This is a genomic window from Streptomyces sp. NPDC127106, assembly GCF_042677605.1.
Classification (GTDB): domain Bacteria; phylum Actinomycetota; class Actinomycetes; order Streptomycetales; family Streptomycetaceae; genus Streptomyces.
The window spans coordinates 1-22,728 of sequence record NZ_JBHXTC010000015.1 but is presented as its reverse complement, the minus strand read 5'-3'; the positions used below and the strand labels follow the sequence as shown (position 1 = coordinate 22,728).

Annotated in this window: 13 protein-coding genes; 6 read left to right on the top strand and 7 right to left on the bottom strand. The window is 73.4% G+C overall.

Annotation, left to right across the window (positions count from 1 at the left end):
- Position 1: 1 nt before the first annotated feature.
- Together ACFVGY_RS15620 and ACFVGY_RS15615 are read right to left on the bottom strand one after the other, a co-directional pair.
- Positions 2-226: a hypothetical protein gene (locus ACFVGY_RS15620; protein WP_385676720.1), complete on the bottom strand. Its 225-nt coding sequence runs from the start codon at positions 224-226 to the stop codon at positions 2-4.
- Positions 227-302: 76 nt separating this feature from the next.
- Entirely contained in the window at positions 303-1,454 is a 1,152-nt protein-coding gene (locus tag ACFVGY_RS15615) for a YbdK family carboxylate-amine ligase (protein ID WP_385676717.1), read from the bottom strand.
- A gap of 372 nt (positions 1,455-1,826) precedes the next feature.
- Between ACFVGY_RS15615 and ACFVGY_RS15610 the strand changes: the two genes are divergently transcribed.
- Complete coding sequence (locus ACFVGY_RS15610; RefSeq protein WP_385676714.1) at positions 1,827-2,303, top strand: hypothetical protein; 477 nt, start codon at positions 1,827-1,829, stop codon at positions 2,301-2,303.
- A gap of 495 nt (positions 2,304-2,798) precedes the next feature.
- Here the strand turns inward: ACFVGY_RS15610 and speB are convergent, their stop codons facing one another.
- Positions 2,799-3,788 carry an agmatinase gene (gene speB / locus ACFVGY_RS15605; RefSeq protein WP_385676711.1) on the bottom strand — a complete coding sequence of 330 codons (990 nt, stop codon included), beginning with the start codon at positions 3,786-3,788 and terminating at the stop codon, positions 2,799-2,801.
- A gap of 25 nt (positions 3,789-3,813) precedes the next feature.
- A complete protein-coding gene (locus ACFVGY_RS15600; RefSeq protein ID WP_385676708.1) occupies positions 3,814-5,370 on the bottom strand; it encodes an acyl-CoA carboxylase subunit beta in 1,557 nt (518 codons plus the stop codon).
- A gap of 483 nt (positions 5,371-5,853) precedes the next feature.
- On the opposite strand from ACFVGY_RS15600, the gene ACFVGY_RS15595 reads away from it, so the two are divergent.
- From ACFVGY_RS15595 to ACFVGY_RS15580, 4 genes are all read left to right on the top strand, one after another.
- Entirely contained in the window at positions 5,854-8,751 is a 2,898-nt protein-coding gene (locus ACFVGY_RS15595; protein WP_385676706.1) for a LuxR C-terminal-related transcriptional regulator, read from the top strand.
- The gene (locus ACFVGY_RS15590; protein ID WP_385676703.1) at positions 8,732-9,670 is read left to right on the top strand and encodes a metallophosphoesterase family protein; all 939 of its coding nucleotides are present in this window, start codon (positions 8,732-8,734) and stop codon (positions 9,668-9,670) included. The genes ACFVGY_RS15595 and ACFVGY_RS15590 overlap by 20 nt, the downstream gene beginning before the upstream one ends.
- Positions 9,667-10,449, top strand: coding sequence for a 4'-phosphopantetheinyl transferase (locus ACFVGY_RS15585; RefSeq protein WP_385676700.1), 783 nt, complete (start codon positions 9,667-9,669; stop codon positions 10,447-10,449). Before ACFVGY_RS15590 ends, ACFVGY_RS15585 begins: the two co-directional genes overlap by 4 nt.
- 180 nt (positions 10,450-10,629) lie before the next feature.
- Complete coding sequence (locus ACFVGY_RS15580) at positions 10,630-12,288, top strand: flavin monoamine oxidase family protein (protein ID WP_385676697.1); 1,659 nt, start codon at positions 10,630-10,632, stop codon at positions 12,286-12,288.
- Positions 12,289-12,351: 63 nt separating this feature from the next.
- On the opposite strand, the gene ACFVGY_RS15575 is transcribed toward ACFVGY_RS15580, so the two are convergent.
- Together ACFVGY_RS15575 and ACFVGY_RS15570 are read right to left on the bottom strand one after the other, a co-directional pair.
- Entirely contained in the window at positions 12,352-13,764 is a 1,413-nt protein-coding gene (locus ACFVGY_RS15575) for a class I adenylate-forming enzyme family protein (protein ID WP_385676695.1), read from the bottom strand.
- A gap of 314 nt (positions 13,765-14,078) precedes the next feature.
- Positions 14,079-14,729 carry a thioesterase II family protein gene (locus tag ACFVGY_RS15570; RefSeq protein WP_385676692.1) on the bottom strand — a complete coding sequence of 217 codons (651 nt, stop codon included), beginning with the start codon at positions 14,727-14,729 and terminating at the stop codon, positions 14,079-14,081.
- 867 nt (positions 14,730-15,596) lie between these two features.
- On the opposite strand from ACFVGY_RS15570, the gene ACFVGY_RS15565 reads away from it, so the two are divergent.
- Complete coding sequence (locus ACFVGY_RS15565) at positions 15,597-16,634, top strand: ACP S-malonyltransferase (protein ID WP_385676689.1); 1,038 nt, start codon at positions 15,597-15,599, stop codon at positions 16,632-16,634.
- Between the two features lie 90 nt (positions 16,635-16,724).
- On the opposite strand, the gene ACFVGY_RS15560 is transcribed toward ACFVGY_RS15565, so the two are convergent.
- On the bottom strand, positions 16,725-22,728 hold a 6,004-nt coding region (locus ACFVGY_RS15560; RefSeq protein ID WP_385676686.1), incomplete at its 5' end, for a type I polyketide synthase.

Here is a 22,728-nt window from a genome sequence, read left to right as displayed (position 1 = left end):
GTCACGACCTCCGCGGCCGCTGCTCGGCCGCGTCGCCCCGGCGGCTGCCCGACCGGCCCGCCCGGGGCTGCGCCGCCCGGTCCGGCGGGCCTTCCGGCTGCGGCCCGCCCGCCCGGGTTTCTTCGGTTCGTTCGGTTCGTTCGGTTCGTTCGGCGGGGACCTCGCGGGTCTGCTCCTCGCGGCCGATTCCGGGGCGCTGCCGCTTGTCCCGCATGCTGCCTGACATGGCCGGCCTCCTTCGTGGGCTTCCGCGTCTGCCCCGCCCCGGCGGGGCCCACACGCGCGGCCGGGGCCGAAGGGGGTCAGGCGGCGGCCGTGGCCGAGGCGAGGTGGTCCACGACGCCGGCCAGGTCCCGGCCGCAGGTGAGGTACGCGCGCCGTTGTCCGTCGGCACCGGTGCCTTCGGCCAGCAGGCGGGCTACGGCGGCCGTGCACCAGGCCAGGTCGCCGTTGGCGGCCAGGGCCGGGGCGGTGAGGGCCAGCAGCCGGCCGAGTCGGGAGCGTCCGGCCCACTCCGGCTGAGCGGCGGCCGGGACCGGCTCCGTCAGGCCGCACCGGGCCGCCGTGTCATAGGCGTGCCGCAGCTGCGCGCCGTCGGGGTGGGGGGCGGGGAAGCCGGCGCCGATCCGGGGCAGGAAGGTCGCCGCGAGCCCGCGGACGAGGGCCGCCAGCAGGACGACGGTGTCCAGTTCGGCGTTGGAGTCCGCGACGCGGATCTCCAGCGTGGGGACGTGCTCGCTCGGGCGGGCGTACCAGTAGAGCATCCGGCGGTCGAGGAGCACGCCGCGTCGTACCAGGTCGGAGACGGTGCGTTCGTAGCCGGCCTCGTCCAGGACGGGTGCGGGACCGGTCGTCGGCCATCGTGTGTTCTCCACGGCACGCCGGCTGGCGTAGCCGCTGTCGCGGCCTTCGAGGTAGGGCGAGTTCGCCGCGAGGGCGGCGATCACGGGCAGCCACGGGCCCATGTGGCCGGCGAGGGCCAGCGCCTCTCGCCGACTGTCGACGCCCACGTGCACGTGGCAGCCGCACAGCGCCGTCGGTCCGTCCGCGAGCATCTGCGCGTGGCGCTCGGAGATCCGCCGGTAGCGGTCACCCTCCGTCACGACCAAGGGGGTGTGCGGTGCGAGGGGTGAGGTGCCGGCGGCTATCAGCAGACAGCCGTGGGCGGCTGCGGCCTCGGCCATCACCCGACGCGATCGGGCGAGGTCGGCGCGCAGGTCGGCCAGGCGTGTCGTGGGCAGGGTGCAGGCCTCCACCTGCACGGTGAAGAACTCGGCCTGCGCGCGTTCCCCGAGGGCGTGCCGTGCTTCGGCGAGCACGTCCGGCGCGCGGCCTGCGGGGGCTCTGGTCCGGCGGTCCACGAGGAGGAACTCCTCCTCGACCCCGAGGGTCAACGGGCCGACCGGCCGAGCGGCGGCTGCCGGCGTGCGGCAAGGGGACGTGGTGGTGGACATCGCATTGCGGCCCTTCGATCGATCAGCAGCGGTTCACGTGTCCGGAGCCCCGGTGGCGGATCGAGGCCTGCGCGAGAGCGCGGTGTTCGACGTTACGCCGGTCGGGCCGGTCCGGCCATCCAGAGGCGCTCCTGCCCGGAACCGGAACGAACAAGCGCCCGGACGGACACCGGCGACGCGCCGGCACGACACGTGACCGTGGGCGCCCATGGGGCGGCCGAAGGGGAGGCCTGGATGACGGCCACCGCGTACGCAGGACTCCGCCCTGTCATGGTCGAGGATGCCCCCGCCCCTCATATCGAACATTCGCGCGACGATCGGGGCGCGGCGGGTGGGCTGTTTCCCGGCGGGCGTCCGGGGCAGGGGCGGGCCATGGATGACTCACGGGCAACCACCGACTTCCAGCTCGTGGAGATGGCCCTGCTCACCGAGGGTGCGGGGTGCACGGGCGGTACCCCCGGCCCTGAGCGGCCCGATCCCGTCGAACTGCCCGAAGGGGCATGGGTCACGCTGTGCCTCGTCTTCCGGTTGGGCCGCGACGTGGACGGGCTCACCTACACCGAGACCCGGGTCCGGGACGGCACCGTCGAGGAGGCGCACGAAACCCCGCTCGGCGGCTTCCGGGCCGGCGGTCCCTACGAGATCCACCTCCAGCCCGAGCGCCTCCCCATGGGACACGCCGCGTTCGGTACCTACGAGGTGCACGGGGTCTTCACCGACCGGCGCCGGCGCCCGCTCGCCAGGACGTGCCGGCGCTACCGGATCGCGCCCGCGAACGTCCCTGCACCCGGACCCGGAACCGGGGCCGGGGCCGGCGGTCGCCCCGACTCACGGACGGCGGCGGCCTGACGGACCCGCTGCGGGGCCGGCGGGTCGTGAACTCTATGAACGAAAGGATGACCAGGGGCCTCGGCCGGGCCATGGTCTGAGGGAACGTCACCGCCGGAAAGGCCGCGCGGTGCGGAGCCGGCCGCGTCCGGGTCGGGTGGTCCGGGCTCTCCCCCACGGTGCCCGGTTCCGGGCCGGGCGTGAGGCTGGAATTCGGCTGCGAAGTGGTACCACGGGTGCCCTTTTTCGCTGTGGGCACGACAAGTCCTCGCCTGTTTAACTGCATTTTATTTACGCGAGAGGTACGCATGGCGGAGGAATGCCGAGCGGAAGCCCCGCGCACGGAAATTGCTTAACGGGCGGGGTGGCGAACGCGCCCTCCGTTCCCGAAGGAAGAGCATGTCCGAGAAGGGCAGGTGCACGGCGCCTTGATGGTTTCGGCACGGTGAATTCGACGAAACGTGGACGCGGCCGGCACCCTTGCGCCGGCCGCGCCCTCGACGGGTGGCTCAGGGCCTATCCGCCCATCCCCCAGCGGATCGGGGCGATCTGCTTGGACATGATCGTGATCAGCTCGTAGGCGGCGTGCGAGGCCGCGATCGAGGTGATGCCCGCATGGTCGTACGCGGGCGCGACCTCCACGATGTCGGCGGAGACCAGCCGGCAGTCGGACAGCCCGCGCAGGATCTCCAGCAGTTCGCGGGAGGTCATCCCGCCCGCCTCGGGCGTGCCCGTGCCGGGGGCGTGGGCCGGGTCCAGGACGTCGATGTCGATGGAGACGTAGAGGGGGCGGTCGCCGACCCGTTCGCGCAGCTGCTGGGCTATCTCGTCGACCCCGCGCCGCATCACGTCCGCCGAGGTGACGATGCCGAAGCCCAGCTTGGCGTCCTCGTCGAGGTCCTTCTTGCCGTAGATCGGGCCGCGGGTGCCGACGTGGCAGAGGGCGGAGGTGTCGATGACGCCCTCCTCCACGGCCCGGCGGAAGGGCATCCCGTGGGTGTACTGCTGGCCGAAGTAGTCGTCCCAGGTGTCCAGATGGGCGTCGAAGTGCAGGACGGCCACCGGCCCGTGCTTCTTGGCCACGGAGCGCAGCAGCGGCAGCGCGATCGTGTGGTCGCCGCCCAGCGTCATCAGGCGCGCCCCGGTGTCGAGCAGTTCGTCGGCGGCGGCCTCGATCGTCTCCACCGCCTCACTCGTGTTGAACGGGTTGGCGCTGATGTCCCCGGCGTCCGCGACCTGGCTGTAGTGGAAGGGGTAGACGTCCTGGGCCGGGTTGTAGGGACGCAGGGTGCGGGAGGCCTCGCGGATGGCGTTGCCGCCGAACCGGGCCCCGGGGCGGTAGGTGACACCGCCGTCGAACGGGACGCCGACCACGGCGATGTCCGCCTTCTCCACCTGGTCGAGGCGGGGTACGCGGCCGAACGTGGCCTGACCGGCGAAGTGCAGCGTCCTGTCGGTCTCGGTCGGCGGCAGCGGCGGCGTCACGCCGTTGGGCTGGGCGGTCATGGTGCGATCTGTGCCTTTCCAGGGGTCACTGCGGCGGGTTGCCGTGCTTGCGGGACGGCAGGTCGGCGTGCTTGCTGCGGAGCATCGCGAGGGCGCCGATCAGCGTCTCGCGGGTCTCGGCGGGGTCGATGACGTCGTCGACGAGGCCGCGTTCGGCCGCGTAGTACGGGTGCATCAGCTCGGCCTTGTACTCCTTGACCATGCGCGCCCGCATGGCCTCGGGGTCCTCGGCCTCCGCGATCTGCTTGCGGAAGATGACGTTGGCGGCGCCCTCGGCGCCCATGACCGCGATCTCGTTGGTCGGCCAGGCGTAGGTGAGGTCCGCGCCGATGGACTGGGAGTCCATGACGATGTACGCGCCGCCGTAGGCCTTGCGCAGGATCAGCGAGATCCGCGGGACGGTGGCGTTGCAGTACGCGTACAGCAGCTTGGCGCCGTGGCGGATGATGCCGCCGTGCTCCTGGTCGACGCCCGGGAGGAAGCCCGGCACGTCCAGCAGGGTGATGATCGGGATGTTGAAGGCGTCGCACATCTGGACGAAGCGCGCGGCCTTCTCGGAGGCCTCGATGTCCAGGACGCCGGCCAGCGTCTGCGGCTGGTTGGCGACGATGCCGACGACCTGCCCGTCCAGCCGCGCCAGGGCGCAGATGATGTTGCGGGCCCAACGCTCGTGGATCTCCAGGACGTCCCCGTCGTCGACGAGCTCCTCGATCACCTTGTGCATGTCGTACGGGCGGTTGCCGTCCGCGGGGACCAGGTCCAGCAGGACGTCCGAGCGGCGGTCGGCCGGGTCGGAGGTCTCGTGGACCGGCGGGTTCTCGCGGTTGTTGGAGGGCAGCATCGAGATGAGGTAGCGGACCTCGGAGATGCAGGTCTCCTCGTCGTCGTACGCGAAGTGCGCCACGCCCGAGGTCTCGGCGTGCACGTCGGCGCCGCCCAGGCCGTTCTGGCTGATCTCCTCACCGGTGACGGCGCGCACGACGTCCGGGCCGGTGATGAACATCTGCGAGGTGTCACGGACCATGAACACGAAGTCCGTCAGGGCCGGCGAGTACGCCGCACCGCCCGCGCACGGGCCCAGCATCACCGAGATCTGCGGGATGACACCCGAGGCCTTGGTGTTGCGCTGGAAGATGCCGCCGTAACCGGCGAGCGCGGAGACGCCCTCCTGGATACGGGCGCCGGCGCCGTCGTTGAGGGAGACCAGCGGGGCACCGGCCGAGATGGCCATGTCCATGATCTTGTGGATCTTCGTGGCGTGGGCCTCGCCCAGCGCACCGCCGAAGATCCGGAAGTCGTGCGCGTAGACGAAGACCGTGCGGCCCTCGACCGTGCCCCAACCGGTGATGACACCATCGGTGTAGGGCTTCTTGCCCTCCAGGCCGAAGCCGGTCGCCCGGTGCCGGCGCAGCTGCTCGACCTCCTTGAAGGAACCCTCGTCGAGGAGCAGCGCGATGCGCTCGCGCGCCGTCAGCTTGCCCTTCGCGTGCTGGGCCTCGGTCGCCCGGTCACTGGGTCCACGCCGCGCCTGCTCGCGCAGGGAGTGCAGCTCGGCCACCTTCCCGGTGAGGTTCGTCGTCATGTGCCGCCCTCTCGGCCCCGGCCCCCGCCCCGCGACACGGGCGGGGCCCATCGGTTCCCGCCGGGCTCCAAAGGCCCGCGCCGCACCATTAAACGAGCGCCCGGCACGGCTCCTCCACCGTCTTCGACCCCTAATCTCCATCCGGCCACCCCTAGAGCGGAAACAGTTCAATGCACCCCCGTTTGAGGTTTCCTTGAGGTTTCTCAACATCCCGCGCCGGCTGATTTGGTTGAACCGGCCGCGACTTGAGGACGTGTCATTCCAAAGCAGCTTCGTTAGTCGGCCTGTCGAGAGTTGGTACAGTTCGATCGAACCTGCGAACGGGAAGAACCGGGCCGTCGCTTGACCTGCGGCGAGCGCTGAAATTCCATGCGCTCCACGGGCCCGCCTTCCTGTACGCGCCGGAACTCGCATGAATAGCCATGTCATGCCATGGAACCGACATGCGATATTTCGCATCTCATCGGGGAGGCTTCCGCAGACATGTTGGTGGAGCGGGACGAACAGTTCGGCAAGCTGACCTCCTGGGTGTCCGGCGCCGCCCGGCCCCACGGCGGCACGCACGGAAGCAGGAACGGGGCCGGGCCCGCCACGGCCTCTGACGATCCCTCCAGACCCGGCCGGATGGCCGTGATCAGCGGCCCGGTCGCGTCCGGCAAGACGGCCCTGCTGCACCGCGTGCTGGAGCGGACGGCGGACCCGGACATCCGGCTCCTCAGCGCCGTCACCTCCGCCTCGGAACAGGACATCCCCTTCGGCGTGGTGGAGGAACTGCTCCGCGACACCCGGGACGGTGCGGGACCCCTCACCCTCCACGGGCCGCGGCCCGGCAGCGACGGCCTCATCCCCGCCGAAACCCTCGTGGCCTTCCACGCCCGGCTCGCCGGTCTCGCGGCGCGCGGACCCGTCCTGATCGCCATCGACGACGTCCAGTACGCCGATCCGCAGTCCCTGCACTGCCTCCTGTACGCACTGGGGCGAGCACGCACCGCGGGAGCGGGCCTCGCCCTGCTGGTCACGCACGGCCCCGACGCGGGCACCTCCCCGCCCCGCGTCCTGGAAGAACTCCTCCGCCAAGCCGAGGGACCCCGCCTCCGGTTGGGCCCGCTCAGCCCGCGGGGCGTGGCAGAGCTGCTGGCCCACCGGGCCGATGACACCGCCCCCGCGGCCGGAACCCCCACCGCCCGCCGGCGCACCGGCCGGCTGGCCGCCTCCCTGCACACGGCCACCGGCGGCAACCCCCTGCTGGTCCACAGCATCCTCGACGACCACCTGCCCCGGCTTCGGGCCGGCGAGGTGCCCGACGGCCCGCTCCACCCCGGCGAGCAGTTCCTGCAGAACGCGCTGATCTGCGTCCACCGCAGCGGCACCGACGGCCTGCGGGTCGCGCAGGGCCTCGCCCTCCTGGGCGACGCGGGCCGCGTCCCCCTGCTCGCCCGGCTGGTGCAAGCCGAGGAGAGCACCGTGGAACAGGTGGTGGCCGCCCTCGACGACGCGGGCATCCTGCACGGCGCGCGCTTCCGCCACGACGCCATACGCACGGCCGTGCTGGAGAGCCTCACCGACGAGGACGTGGCCCTGCTGCGCCGCCGCGCGGCGCGCCTGCTGTACGAGGCCGGGGCGGCACCGGTGGCGGTCGCCACCCACCTGCTGGGTCACGGGCCGGGCGTTCCCGACGAGGAGTGGGTGCCGGCGGTGCTGAGCGACGCCGCGCACACGGCGCTCGCCTCCCAGCAGGTCGGGTTCGCGGTGCGCTGCCTGCGGCTGGCCGAGCAGTGCTCCCGGGACGAGCGGGAGAGACTGCAACTGCGGGCCAGCACGGCCAAGTTCATCTGGCGGGTGAACCCGTCCGCCTGGGCGCACGAACTGCACCCGCTGAACGCCGCGTCGCACAACGGCACGCTGCCGGTCAGCGAGTCCCTGCGGCTCGTCGGCGACCTGCTGTGGAACGGCTGGATCGACGACGCGGCGACGGCGATCCAGCACGCCGTCGAGGGCCTGCGGGACACGCCCGACCCGACGCTCGCCGGTGAACTGCGCGGCGTACGGGCCGTGCTGGCGTCCACGTACCCCACCCTGCTGGACCGGATGGACGGCGTGCTCGGCTCTGCCTGGGACAGCGCGGAGCGCCCGTCGGCCGCTGCCGAAGACGGTGTCATCGCCGCGACGGGGATCCTCCACGGCGTGCTGAGCGCGGGCTCCGGCACCGACGCGGAGTGCACCGAGCATGCCGAGCGGATCCTGGCCGGCACCCGGCTCACGGAGGAGAGCCACGTCACCGTACGGGCCTGCCTGCTGGCCCTGCTGTACGCGGACCGGCTGGGCGCGGCGACCGTGTGGACCGACCGGCTGCTGGAGGAGGCCGCCGAGCGCAGCGCGCCCGGGTGGACGGCCGTCATGCAGGCGATGCGGGCGCACATGGCGCTGCGCCGCGGCGAACTGGCCCGGGCCCGGCACCTCGCCGAGCAGGCGTTGGAGCAACTCCCCCCGCACGGCTGGGGCGTGGGGATCGGCATGCCACTGTCCGCGCTCATCGAGGCGCGGACCGCCATGGGCGACCACGACGCAGCGGCCGCCCTGGTGGACCATCCGGTGCCCGAGCACATGCTGATGACGCGCTACGGCATCCACTACGTCTACGCGCGTGGCAGGCACCAGCTCGCCACCGGCCGGCACCACGCGGCGCTGACGGACTTCATGCTCTGCGGGAAGCTCATGCGCGACTGGGACATGGACCGGCCGGGGCTGGCGCCCTGGCGGGTCGGGGTCGCGGAGGCCTCCCTGGCGCTCGGCAGTCGCGAGCAGGCGGAGCGCTACGCCCGGGAGCAGCTGGCCGAGCACGCCGGACCGCGGGTGCGCGGCATGGCCCTGCGCGTCCTGGCGGGCGCCCGCCCGCTGGCCGAGCGGCCGGCCCTGCTGGACCGGGCCGTGGCCCTGCTCCAGGACGAGGGCGACTCCCACGAGCTGGCCCGGGCACTGACCGACCTCGGGACGGCGCACGAGCGGCTCGGCGACGCGGCCCAGGGGAAGACCTGCACGCGCAGGGCCTGGCGGATCGCCGAGGCCTGCGGCGCCCGGGGCCTGTCGAACCGCCTCCAGTCCGACCCGCCGCCGCAGGGCGCGCCGGCGGAGCCCGATCCGAGCGCGGCCACGAGCCCCGTACGGCCGCGGTCGGCCGCGGCGTCCGGCCTGACGGACGCCGAGCGCCGGGTGGCGGCGCTGGCCGCGCACGGGTACACCAACCGGGAGATCGGGGCGAAGCTGTTCATCACCGTCAGCACCGTCGAACAGCACCTGACCCGGGTCTACCGGAAGATCAACATCACGCGTCGGCAGGACCTGCCGGTCAGTTGGGACATCGATGTCGCACACACGGCCTGACCCCGCCACACCGCCCGGCACCGCCACCGGCGGACCCCCGGTCGGAACCGCGGCCGGGCCAGGACCCCGGCTGCTCGCGGTCAGCGACCTGCACATCGGGATGGCCGACAACCGGCCCATCACCGAGTCCCTGCGGCCCACCCACCCGGACGACTGGCTGATCGTCGCCGGCGACGTCGGCGAGCTCACCGAGGACATCGAGTGGGCGCTGCGCCTGCTCGCCGGACGCTTCGCCACGGTGGTGTGGGCCCCGGGCAACCACGAGCTGTGGACCCCCCGCGAGGACCCGGTCCAGGCGCGCGGCGAGGAACGCTACCGGTGGCTGGTCGAGCTGTGCCGCAGGCTCGGCGTGGTCACGCCGGAGGATCCCTGGCCCGTGTGGCGGGGGCCCGGCGGCCCGGTGGCCGTCGCCCCGCTGTTCCTGCTGTACGACTACACCTTCCGGGTGGCGGGGACCGCGACCAAGGAGGAGTCGCTGGCCCGGGCGCACGAGGCCGGTGTCGTCTGCACCGACGAGTACCTCCTGCACCCCGACCCCCACCCGAGCCGGGACGCCTGGTGCCGGGCCCGGGTCGAGCTGACCCGGCGCCGCCTGGAGGCCCACGACCCGACGGTTCCGCTCGTCCTGGTCAACCACTTCCCGCTGGTCCGCGAGCCCACGGACGTGCTGTGGCACCCGGAGTTCGCCCAGTGGTGCGGCACCGTGCTCACCACGGACTGGCACCGCAGGTTCCGTACGGCCGCCGTGGTCTACGGGCACCTCCACATCCCCCGGACCACCTGGTACGACGGGGTGCGCTTCGAGGAGGTGTCGATCGGCTACCCGCGCGAGTGGCGCCGGCGCGGCCACCCCAAGGGCCTGTTGCGGCAGATCCTGCCGTACGCGGGCCGTCCCGACGGCGAGGAGGCCCGGACGTGATCGAGACGCTGGTACCGGCGGAGGCGAGCGCGAGCGAGTCCTTCGGCCCGGACGGCTCCGCCGTGCTGTACCCCGAGGAGGCGGCCCTGGTCGCCGGCGCGCTGAACGAGCGGCGCGAGGAGTTCACCACCGTACGGGGCTGCGCCCGGCGCGCTCTGGCGGCCCTCGGGCTGCCACCGGCGCCCGTGCTGCCCGGGAAGCGCAACGTGCCCCGGTGGCCGGCCGGCGTGGTGGGGAGCATGACCCACTGTTCGGGCTACCGGGCCGCCGTCCTCGCCCGGGACACCGACCTGATGGCGGTCGGCATCGACGCCGAACCGCACCGGCCGCTGCCCCGCGGCGTGCTGGAGGCGACGGCCCTCCCCGAGGAACTCGCCTGGGCGCGCACGCCGAGCGTCGGCGGGGCACCGTTCCACCGGGACCGACTGCTGTTCAGCGCGAAGGAAGCCGTATACAAAACCTGGTTCCCCCTCGTGGGGACCGAGCTGGACTTCGAGGAGGCGGTCATCTCCTTCCGCGAGGACGGCACCGGCGGGGCAGCGGCCGAGACCCCGGGTAGTGGTGCTCCGGCCGCCGGCGCGCGGACCGGCACCTTCCGGGCCCGCGTGCTGCGCCCGGGGACCGCTCCCGACGGGCACCCGGTGACGGCGTTCGCCGGCCGCTGGACGGCGCACCGCGGCCTCGTCGTCACCGCGATCACCGTGCCCGCCCGCCGGCCTCCCGTGCCGGCCGGCACGGGAGGCGGGGTCGGTGGCGGGGTCGGTCACCCGGGTCGGTAGGGGTTGTCCGGCTCCGGCGCCGCTGCGTAGCGTGCGGGGACCGGACCGGCTGTGCACGGCGTACGGCGCGTGGATCTCCCGCCGTCCGGGCCCGCTCCGATGCCGCGTTCCCGGCTGCGGCCGGCTCGTCCGGCGGTTCTCCCTGGTAGCGACGCCGCACCGGCCCGAGAGGTACTCGAGATGACATCACCAAGCCCGGCCACCACCATGCTCGTGCCGGACTTCCCGTTCTCCTACGACGGCTGGCTGCGCCACCCGGCGGGCCTGGGCTCGCTGCCGCCGGGGTGCGCCGGGACACCCGTGGCCGTGGTGGGCGGCGGGATGGCGGGACTGACCGCCGCCTACGAGCTGATGCGGCTGGGCCTGCGCCCGGTCGTGTACGAGGCCGAAGGGCTGGGCGGCCGGATGCGCTCGGTGCCCTTCCCGGGGGACTCCGGCTGCGTGGCGGAGATGGGCGCGATGCGCTTCCCGCGGTCGGCCCGCGCGCTGTTCCACTACATCGACCTGCTGGGGCTGCGGACCCGTCCCTTCCCCAACCCGCTCTCGGAGCACACCCCGAGCACCCTCATCGACCTGGGCGGGGTGCGCCACACCGCGCGGCACACCGGGCAACTGCCCGACGTCTACCAGGAGGTGGCCGCCGCCTGGGAGAAGGCCCTGCAGGAGCGGGCCGAGCTGGCCACGATGCGCGACGCCGTGCAGCGGCGTGACGTCGAGACGCTCAAGCACGTCTGGGACCGGCTGGTGCGGGAGTTCGACGACCAGTCCTTCTACGGCTTCCTCGCCACCAGCACGGCCTTCCGGTCCTTCCGCCACCGGGAGATATTCGGGCAAGTGGGGTTCGGCACCGGCGGCTGGGACACCGACTTCCCCAACTCGCTGCTGGAGATCCTGCGCGTGGTCTACACGGGGGCGGACGAGGACCAGGTCGCCATCGCCGGCGGCTCCCAGCAGGTGCCGCGCGGGCTGTGGGAGCACCGGCCCCAGGGCTGCGCGCACTGGCCGGCGGGGACGTCACTGGCCTCGCTGCACGGCGGTACCGCCCGGCCCGGGGTCCGTGCCGTCACGCGCGACGGCTCGGAGTTCACCGTCACCGACGCGACCGGGCGCCGGGACCGGTTCCCCGCCGTGGTGTACACCCCGCACGTGTGGACGCTGCTCAACCGCGTGGAGGCCGATCCCGGGCTGCTGAGCGCTGCGGAATGGACGGCCGTCGAGCGGACCCACTACATGGGCGCGTCCAAGCTGTTCGTGCTGACCGACCGGCCGTTCTGGCACGACGTGGACCCGGACACCGGGCTGCCGGTGATGGGCATGACCCTCACCGACCGGATGCCGCGCGGGGTCTACCTGTTCGACGACGGACCGGACCGCCCGGGGGTGATGTGCCTGTCGTACACGTGGAACGACGACTCACTGAAGATGGCGACGCTGAGCGCGCGGGAGCGGCTGGACGTGTTGCTGGGCAAGCTCGCGGCGATCTACCCGGGGCTGGACATCCGGTCGCACGTGATCGGCAGTCCGCTGACCGTCACCTGGGAGACCGAGCCGCATTTCATGGGGGCGTTCAAGTCGAACCTGCCGGGCCAGTACCGCTACCAGCGGCGGCTGTTCACGCAGTTCATGCAGCGCGGGCTGCCCGCCGGCCGGCGCGGCTTCTTCCTGTGCGGCGACGACGTGTCGTGGACGGCGGGCTTCGCCGAAGGGGCCGTGACGACGGCGTTGAACGCGGTGTGGGGCGTGGTGGAGCACCTGGGCGGTGCCACCCACCCGGACAACCCCGGCCCCGGCGACCTCTTCGAGGCGCTGGCTCCCGTCGAACTGCCCTACGACGGCTGACGGAAGGGGCACGGGAGGAAGGCGCCCCCGCCGCGGCGGGGGCGCCTTCGGGTTGCCGCAGGGTCACGCCAGGCCGGCGGCCATCTCCGCCAGCTTCTTCTTGTCGGGCTTGCCGTTGCGGTTGAGCGGGAACCGCTCCAGGACCACGACCTTGTTGGGCTGTTCGAAGGCGGGCAGCAGGGCGCACAGCCGCTCCCGCCAGTGGCCGGACTCGCGCAGTTCCTCGTCCTCGACGAAGAACACCAGCTGCGAGCCGCGCAGTTCGTCCGGGAGGGGCACGATCCGGGTGGGGCAGCCCTGCGCGGCCACCTTCCGTTCGATGAGCTCGGGGTACAGGGTGTAGCCCATGCGGTGCACGGCGAACTTGCGGCCGAGGACGTGGAGGTTGCCCCCCGCGTCGAGGTGGCCGAGGTCGCCGGTGGCCTGCCAGCCGGTGGCGCGGGCCGGGACGATGGTGCCGTCGTCGGCCACCTGCCCTTCGAGGGCGTCGGGGGTGTCGACCTCGATCTCGCCCGTCTCCCCGGCGGGGAGTTCGTGGCCGTCCTCGTCGACGATCCGCAGCCGGATCCCCTCCATGGCGCGGCCGCAGGCGACCGGGTTGTCGAGGGTGGCGAAGGAGATGTTGCCGAGCTCCGTGGAGCCGTAGCTGTCCAGCAGCGGCAGCCCGAACTCCGTCACGTACTGCGCCACCAGGGGTGCGTCGAGGGGGGCCGCGCCGACGCAGAACATGCGGGTGTCGGCGAGGTGGTCGCGCAGCGCCGGCTTGCGGGTGACCAGGCTGAGGATGCTGCGGTAGCTGGAGGGCGTCGCATCGATGACGGTGGCCCCGGCGTCGCGGGCCATGCGCAGGGCGCGGTCGAGACGGCGGTAGGGGGCGATCACCAGGGAGCAGCGGGTGAGCCAGGCGATGAGCACCATCGACAGGCCGTACTGGTGGGCGAAGGGCAGCAGCGGCAGCAGGACGTCGTCGGCGCGGTGTCCGACCTGGTCGGCGTTGCGCTGGAGGTTGCGCAGGAACGAACGGCCGGTCTTGACCACGCCCTTGGGCGAGCCGGTGGAGCCGGAGGTCCACATGATGAGGCCGTCGGGGAGTTCGCCCCAGGCGTCGAAGGACAGGGCGGGGGCGGTGGGCTCGTGGTCGGCCACGGCGACCATGAGTTCGTACAGGTGGACGGGGTCGGCGTCCGGGTAGATGGGGGTGTCGTCGTCGACGAAGGTGACCTTGACACCGGTGCGGATGGCGATGCGGCGGGTCTCCTCCGCGGTCTCCTGCTGGTCGACGAGGACGATCGAGGCGCCGACGTGCATGAGCGCGTACAGCACGCACACGTAGCTCGCCGAGTTGCCGGCCTTGAGCATGACCCGGTCGCCGAGGCCGACGCCGCGTTCGCGGATCGCCTCGGCGACCCGGAGGGCGTCCTGTTCGAATGCTTCGACGGGCCGTACCGAGTCGGCTGCAAATATCTTCGCGGTCATCGGTCGCACTAAGTCCTTCCTCTGGGCCGTGACGCAGCCGGGCGGCGTGAGGTGCGCCGGGCCGGCGGGTGGGTCGGGCCCGTTCAGGGGTGGATCGCGGGGTTCGCGGGCTTCACAGGGGATGGGGGTGCGGCCGTTGCCGTCCCCGTGGTCCGTGCGGTCGGGCGTGTCGCGGGACGGGCGCCGCCGGTGGGTCGCGGTGGTCGCGGCCCGTCCGGTCGTCGCCCGGTCGTGCCGTGGACACGGGCCCCCACCCCCGCACGCTAGGCAGCGCGCCGGGGCACGGGTACCCCTGGCGGCCCCCTGGGCACCCCTCAGTCGGGGTCCGGCCCGCCGAGCGAGATCAGCTGGTCGTGGACGATGTTGACCACCTCCCGGCGGTACGACTTCAGGTATCCGCTGGCCCCGGGGAAGACCTCCAGGTCGAACCGGCCGGAGGTGCAGCGCCGCCAGGCGCGGACGCCGGTCAGCGTCGCGCGCGGGTCGTGGCGGGCCGTCAGGGCGACGACCCGGCAGTTGAGGGCGGGCGGGCCGAGGCTGCCTCGGTGGCCGGGTGCCGTCCGCCCGGAGGCGAACAGGGTCAGCGGTGCGGCCCCGTAGGTCTCCCGCTCCAGGCGGCAGCCCACCTCGTAGGCCAGTTCGGCGCCCATGCGGTGGCCGAAGAGCGCGAACGGGCGGTCGGCCCAGCCCCGCACCGACTCGAACACCTTGTCGATGAGTTCCTTTCCGGGCGCCGGGTCGGGATCGTCCTCGAACGGCAGGGCCGACGGGTACTGGACGATGAGCAGCTCCACCGTGGGCAGCAGCAGTTCGGCCATGGCGAGGTAGCACAGCGGGGAGTTCCGTGAACTCGGGAAGCAGATCATGCGGTAGCTGCTGGGGAGGGACGGCTGCCGGATCTGGATCAGGCCGACCTCGTCCGGGGTGGTCTCCCCACCGTCGGGCCGGCTGTGTGCATGGGTCATGCCCCTGGAACTCCGCCTCGGATGGTGCCCTCTGATGCGTGGTCGGGCATGCGGCCGGCGCCTCCGCAGCGGAGGGCCTTCATAAACAAGTCCGTGCCGTGCTGTGGCCGCCGGCGGTGTCGGCCGCCGGGTGCGGGTGCTCGGCGGCGGTGTGCAGGGGGCGCAGTCGGGTGCCGGATTCCGCCGACGGGACGAGTGCTTTCACGTGGTCTCCTCGCGGAAATGGTGAACGAGCTGGGATGATCCCCGGCGCGGCCACCCGGGGATGTTATGAGGTTGTTCGCCGGGGCCGCAATAGATGATCACCCCTATTCCCCCCTATCCCTTTTCTTCTTCCCCCTAGGAGCGGGCCGGGCCGGGCCGCGGCGTGGATCCGCATGCTAGACATGCCCCGTCCCCATCCGCCAGCGCGGACCCACCGGACCGGCGTTTTCGCGCCCCACTCCATTCGCAGGAACAAATGAAACCTGAACCACCCGTGGATTCCGCTGTCGTCGGTCCGGCCGGCGCCGGTCGGTTCCGCTGCGGTGGACCCCGTACGCCTGCTGGAGGGGATCGACGCGGTCACCCGGGCGGAACGACCCGCCCTTCCCGCCCTTACCGCCCGGGACGGCTCCGGGGACGGTGCGGAGGACGGCGGTGGGCGTCCTGCTGAGGGGTGGGTTCTTTTCGGCGCGATCGGCATCCGGGGCTTCCACCGCAGGGCCCGGGACCGACCCCGCCCTCCCCTTCCCGCTCCCCCTTTCCGGCCTCGTACCCGGACCGGCGCACCCGCGCCGTCCGGGTGCGGGGTCTTTTGGTCGTCGACGGCCCCGGAATCAACCGTCCGGCGCCGCACCGTCCCGTAAGCAAAGGCATTCACGCACCATGACTCTTTCCACTGCGATTCCCGCCGAGAATGCGGCCGACTCCTCCGGTTCCCGGACCGGAACCGCGATCGTGTTTCCCGGCATGGGCCCCGCGTCCTTCGCCGAGATCGGCCGGTTCCTGCTGCTCGACCCGTACGGGCGGGTGCGCCTCGCAGAGGCGGACGAGGCCCTCGGATATTCGGTGTTCGACCGGTTCCGTGACGCCGAGGACGACTATTCGGTGTATTCCCAGCTCGTCTTCCTGGTGGCGTCGATGGCGATGGCGGACCGGGCCGTCGACACCCTCGGCGTCTCCCCCACCGTCTGCGCGGGTCCCAGCTTCGGCCAGAAGGCGACCGCCGCGTTCGTCGGGTCGCTGTCCTTCCCGGACGTCGTCCGGCTGACCGCGGACCTGGCCCGGTGCGAGGAGGACTACTTCTCCGGCGTGTACGAGGACGTGGTCACGCACTGCTTCGTGCGGACCCCGCAGGACCGCCTGGACGAGATGCTCGCCGGGTTCGACGACCGCGGCGCCTGGTACGACCTGTCCGGCCGGCTCGACGCCGGCTTCCACATGCTGTCGGTGCGGGAGGGGGACCTCGACGTGCTCACGGCCGGGATCAGCGCGGCCGGCGGCTACTCCATGTACTCGATGCGGCCGCCCGTGCACGCGGCGGCCTTCTCGGCGCTGCGCCGCAAGGCGGAGGAGGAGGTCTTCGCCGCGTACGAGCTCACCGACCCGGCCCTGCCCGTGGTCGTCGACCACGACGGCTCGGTCGTCCGCGACGCCGCCGGCATGCGCGCGATGATGCTGGACACCTTCGACCGGCCGATCCACTGGCCGAGCATGGTGGAGTCGTTGAAGGGGCTCGGCGTGGGCACGCTGTACGTGACCGGCCCCGACAACCTGTTCCACCGGCTGGACGTCACCAAGGAGAACTTCGAGGTCGTCCCGGTGGGCCTGCCCAAGAAGCGGGACCGCGAGCGCGACCGGAAGCAGGCCCTGGAGCGGTCCCGGGCCGCGCGGGCCGGGCGGGCGGCCGCGTCGGGTGTCTGAACCCGCCGGCAGGAGACGCACGAACGGGGCCGGGCCCCCACCCCCTGGGGGGTGGGGGCCCGGCCCCGTTCCCACGGTCCGGCCGCCGCCTCAGCGGCGGGCGTCGAGCCACTCCTCGACGGCTCGCGCGGTCGTCTGCGCGTGCTGCTCCATCATGGTGAAGTGGTTGCCGGGCACGTCGACGGCGGTGTGGTCCAGGTCCCAGTAGGAACGCCAGTCGCCGTCCGTGGCGCGGGTCCAGTCGAAGAACTGCTCCCCGGCCCGGACCAGCAGGGTGGGCGTCTTCACCGTTTCCGGCTTCCAGCCGGCGAACAGTCGGAAGTAGGCCCCCATCGCCAGCAACCGGTTGTCGTCGACCGGGACGTAGGTGTCCTGCCGCTTGTCCACCCCTGCCGACAGCCCCGGCTGGATGCCGAGGATGGCGTCGTCGTCGTGCGAGTAGATGTCGATCAGGACCACGGCCTCCGGGAAGACCCCCGCCTCTTCCAGCTTGCCGGCCACCGCGTGGGCGAAGATGCCGCCCGAGGAGTGTCCGAGGAGCACGAACGGCGCCCCGTCCGCGTGCCGCAGCACAGCCTCGGCCTTCGCCTCGATGACCGCCTCGGTGGTCGAGGGCAGTTGCTCGCCGCGGACGAAGCCGGGTGCGGCCATCGCGTGGACGTCCCGCCGGCCGCGGAACGCGGACGCGAACCGGGCGTACTGGTGCGGGCCGGAGATGGACAGGATCGAGGAGAAGCAGATCAGGCCGGGACCCGTATCGCCGCGGGAGAGCCGTACCAGGCCGGGGGCCTTGCGCAGTTCGGCCGGCGAGGCGAACGACGGCCGAAACCGCGACGCCTGCATGAGCAGTTCCATGAACTGTCCGGACGCACCCTGCGTTCCGGCTTCCCGGAGCATCGCCCCGAGGACGCCGGAGGTCTCCTCCTCGCCCTGCTCTGCGGTGCTGTCCGGCCCGGCGGGGCCGCCGGCGGACCCGGCGAGCTCGATGCGCAGTCGCTGGGCGACCAGCAGCGGGGTCGGGTGGTCGAAGAGCAGGGTGGCGGGCAGTCGCAGGCCGGTGACGGCGTTCAGCTGGTTGCGCAGCTCGACCGCGGTCAGCGAGTCCAGGCCGAGCTCCAGGAACTCCTGGGACTCCCCCACCGCGTCGGGCGAGGGGTAGGCGAGCACTGCGGCGGCCTGGGCCCGTACGAGGTCCAGCAGCACCCGCTCCTGCTCCTCCTCCGGCAGGCCGGACAGGCCCTGGAGCTGCCGTGCGGCGGCGGACACCGCCGCGTCGGCGGGACCGGAGGCGGCCTTGCGCAGTCCGCCGCGCACCAGTCCGCGGAAGAGCGGCGGCAGGGCGCCGGCTTCCGCCTGGGCCCGCAGCGGCGCGGTGTCGAGGTGCAGGGCGACGAACACGCCGCCGTCGGCGGTCAGGGTGGACGCCGTGTCGAAGAGGGCGAGGCCCTCCGCGGACGACAGCGGGGCCAGTCCGGCCCGTGCCATCCGCTGGACGTCGGCGTCCGTGAGGTCGCCGGTCATCTCGCTGCGCTGCTCCCACAGTCCCCAGGCCAGCGACACGGCGGGCAGGCCGGCCGCCCGTCGGCTCTGGGCGAGCGCGTCGAGGAAGGCGTTGGCCGCCGCGTAGTTGGCCTGGCCGGGGCTGCCGAGGGTGCCGGCGGCCGAGGAGAACAGCACGAACGCGCCGAGGTCCAGGTCGCGGGTCAGGTCGTGCAGGTGCAGGGCCGCGTCGGCCTTGGGCCGCAGGACCGTGTCGATCCGTTCCGGGGTCAGGGACGGTACGAGCCCGTCGTCGAGGTGGCCCGCGGTGTGGACGACGGCGGTCAGCGGGTGTTCGGCCGGGATGCCGGCCAGCAGTGCGGCGAGCGCGTCCCGGTCGGAGGCGTCGCAGGCGGCGACGGCCGCCTCGGCGCCGAGCCCGGCCAGTTCCGCGACGAGTTCCGCGGCGCCGGCGGCGCGGGCTCCGCGCCGGCTGGTCAGCAGCAGGTGCCGGACGCCGTGCTCGGTCACCAGGTGGCGGGCGAGCAGGCTGCCGAGCACGCCGGTGCCGCCGGTGATGAGGACGGTGCCGTCCGGGTCCCACGCGGGCGCGGCCGGTGCACGGTCCGCCGCCGTCTCGCCGTCGGACCCTGCGGTCCCGTCCGGCGCGGGGCGGGCCGCGGGTACCTTCGCCAGCCGGGCGGCGTGCAGGGTTGCGCCGCGGACGGCGAGCTGCGGTTCTCCGCTCGCCGCGGCGGCCGCGACCAGCGTGCCGAGGCCCGCCGGAGCGTCCCCGGTGCCCTCGCCCTCCTGGTCCGCGTCGAGGTCGAGGATCTGGAACCGGCCGGGGTTCTCCGACTGGGCGGACCGCAGCAGACCCCACACCGCGGCGTGCGCCAGGTCCGTGACGCCCTCGCCCGGCCGCACCTCGACCGCGCCGCGGGTGACCACGGCGAGGCGGGCCTCGGCGAAGGTCTCCTCGGCCAGCCAGCCCTGGACGACCGCCAGGGCCTCGCGGGTGGCCTGCCGGGTGTCCGCCGCGACGGCTTCGGCGGCGTCCGCGGCCGGGGCGGCGCACGGGACGAGCACGGTGCCGGGCAGCGGCTTGCCGGCGACCACCACGCCCGAGAGGGCGTCCAGGTCGGCGTAGACGTCGGCGGTGATGCCCGCCTGGTGCAGCAGGGCTTCGAGACCGAGGGTGTCGGTTCCGACCAGGGCCCAGCGCCCGCCCGGGGCAGCGGAGTCGGCGGGGAGTGCGGGCCATTCGAGCCGGAACAGCGACTCGTGGAAGGCGGGCCGGGCCGACTGCAGCCGGGCCGGGTCGAGCTCCCTCAGCAGCAGCGACTCGACGGACACGACCGGTTCGCCCTGCTCGTCGAAGGCCGTGAGGGAGACGGCACCCGGCCCCGCGGGGGCGAGCCGTACCCGCAGGGCGCCGGCGCCGACGGCGTGCAGGCCGACGCCGGTGAAGGAGAAGGGCAGCCGCATCCGGACGTCCGTTCCCGGTTCCTCGTCCTGCGTGGCGAAGAAGGAGCCGAGCGCCAGGCCGTGCAGCCCCGCGTCCAGCAGTGCCGGGTGCACGCCGAAGTGCGCGGCGTCGGCCTGGGGGCCGTCGGCGAGCGCGAGTTCGGCGAACAGTTCGTCGCCGTGCCGCCAGGCGGACCGCAGGTTGCGGAAGGCCGGGCCGTACGCGTAGCCGGCGGCGGCGAACAGCTCGTACAGGTCGGCCACGTCGAGCTGTTCGGCCCCGGCGGGAGGCCAGGCCTCCGGGCCGGCTGCGGGGGTCACGGCCGGTGTGTCCGTCGCGCCGAGCACGCCGGTGGCGTGCCGCGTCCACGGCTCGTCCTGGCCGTGGACGGTGTCGTCGGCCGCGGTCTCGGCGCGCGAGTGGACCTGGAGCGTGCGCCGGCCCGTGTCGTCGGGCGCGGCCACCGAGACCCGGAGCTGGAGGGCGCCGGTCTCGGGGAGCACCAGCGGGGCCTCCAGGGTGAGCTCCTCCAGGACGACCGTTCCGGCGCGCCGGCCGGCGTGCAGTGCGAGCTCCACGAAAGCGGTGCCCGGCAGCAGGACGGCGCCCGCGGCCCGGTGATCGGCCAGCCAGGGGTGCGTCTGGAGCGAGAGGCGGCCCGTGAACAGGAAGCCTTCCGAGTCGGGCAGTTCGACGGCCGCACCCAGCAGGGGGTGTGCGGCCGGTCCCAGACCGGCGGAGGTCACGTCGCCGCCGTACGCGGCGTCCGGCACCTCGATCCAGTAGCGGTCGCGCTGGAAGGCGTAGGTGGGCAGGTCCACGCGGCGGGCGCCGGTGCCGGCGAACACGGCCTCCCAGTCCACGTCGACCCCGCGGACCCAGGCCTCGCCGAGCGACAGCCCGAACCGCTCCGGGCCGCCCTCGTTGCGGCGCAGGGATCCGAGGACGGCGGCCTCGCGGCCGGCGGCCTCCACGGTCTCCTGGATGCCGACGGTCAGGACCGGGTGGGGGCTGGACTCGACGAACACGCCGAAGCCCTGGTCGAGGAGGGTGCGGGTGGCGTCCTCCAGCTCGACGGTCCGCCGCAGGTTGCGGAACCAGTAACCGGAGTCCAGCTCCGGGCCCTCGACCCACTCCCCGGTCACGGTGGACAGGAACGGAACCTCGGCGGGGCGGGGGCGGACGGGAGCGAGGAGCTCGGCCAGCTCCTCGCGGAGCAGGTCGACCTGTGCGGAGTGGGAGGCGTAGTCGACCGCGATCCGCTTGGCCCGGACCCCGTCGCCCTCGCAGGCGGCCAGCAGCTCGTCCAGGGCCCCGGTCTCACCCGAGACCACGACCGACGCCGGTCCGTTGACGGCGGCGACGGAGATCCGCTCCTCACCCCAGGCGGCGATCCGCTCCCGGACCTCGGCGGCCGGCAGCGGGACGGACACCATGCCGCCCTGCCCGGCGAGCCTACGGCCGATGGCCCGGCTCCGCAGGGCCACCACCCGGGCCGCGTCCTCCAGGGTCAGGATCCCGGCCGCGCACGCGGCGGCGATCTCGCCCTGGGAGTGGCCGATGACGGCAGCCGGACGCACGCCGGACGCACGCCACACCTCGGCCAGCGACACCATCACCGCGAACAGGACGGGCTGGACGACGTCCACCCGGTCCAGGGGCGGCGCGCCCTCGGCTCCGCGGAGGACGTCGACGAGCGACCAGTCGGTGAAGGGCGCCAACGCCCGGGCGCACTCGTCGATACGGGCTGCGAACAGCGGAGACGCCTCCAGCAGCTCCGCGGCCATGCCCGCCCACTGCGAGCCCTGCCCCGGGAACACGAACACCGTCTTGCCGCTGCCCGTGGCGCCGTGCGCCAGTCCGGCCGCAGCCGTTCCGGTCTCCAGTGCGGCCAGGCCGCGCAGCAGCCCGCCCCGATCCCCGGCCACGACCACGGCACGCTGGTCGAAGGCGGCCCGCGTGGCGGCCAGCGACCAGGCCACGTCGGTGGGGGCGAGGTCGGGAGTGTCCTGGAGGTGGGCCCGCAGGCGGCCGGCCTGGGCGCGCAGCGCGTCCTGCGACTTCGCCGAGAGCACGTACGGCAGGGCGCGCGCGGTCATCGGAGAGACAACCGGCTCGGTGTCCACCGGCGGCGCGGACGGGTCCTCGGCAGCGGTCGGGGCCTGCTCGATGATGGTGTGGGCGTTGGTGCCGCTGATGCCGAAGGAGGAGACGGCGGCGCGGCGCGGGCGGCCGGTCTCCGGCCACGGGGTGGCCGATGCGAGGAGGGAGACCGCTCCGGCCGACCAGTCGACGTGCGGGGTGGGCTCGTCGACGTGCAGGGTCCTCGGCAGGATGCCGTGCCGCATGGCCTGGACCATCTTGATGATGCCCGCGACACCGGCCGCGGCCTGCGTGTGCCCGAAGTTGGACTTCACCGATCCCAGCCACAGCGGGTTGGCGTCGGTGTGCTCGCGGCCGTAGGTGGCGAGCAGGGCCTGGGCCTCGATCGGGTCACCGAGGGTGGTGCCGGTGCCGTGGGCCTCGACCACGTCCACCTCGGCGGCGGACAGGCCGGCGTTGGCGAGGGCCTGGCGGATGACGCGCTGCTGCGAGGGACCGTTCGGGGCGGTCAGGCCGTTGCTCGCGCCGTCCTGGTTGATCGCCGAACCACGGACCACCGCCAGGACCGGGTGCCCGTGGCGGCGGGCATCCGAGAGCCGCTCCACCAGCAACATGCCGACGCCCTCGCCCCACGCGGTGCCGTCCGCCGCCGCCGCGAACGGCTTGCAGCGGCCGTCCGTGGCCAGGCCGCGCTGCCGGCTGAACGCGATGAACGTGCCGGGCGTGGCCATCACCGTCACACCACCGGCCAGCGCCATGTCGCATTCCCCGTTGCGCAGGGCCTGAGCGGCCAGGTGCAGGGTCACGAGGGAGGACGAACAGGCGGTGTCGACGGTGACCGCGGGGCCTTCGAGGCCGAAGGTGTACGAGACGCGGCCCGAGACGACGCTGCCCGAGCTCGACGTGCCCATGTAGCCCTCGAGACCCTCGGGGGCGCGGTGGAGAAGGCTGCCGTAGTCGTTGTACATGACGCCGGCGAAGACGCCGGTGCGGCTGCCGCGCATGCTCGCCGGGTCGATGCCGGCCCGCTCGAACGCCTCCCAC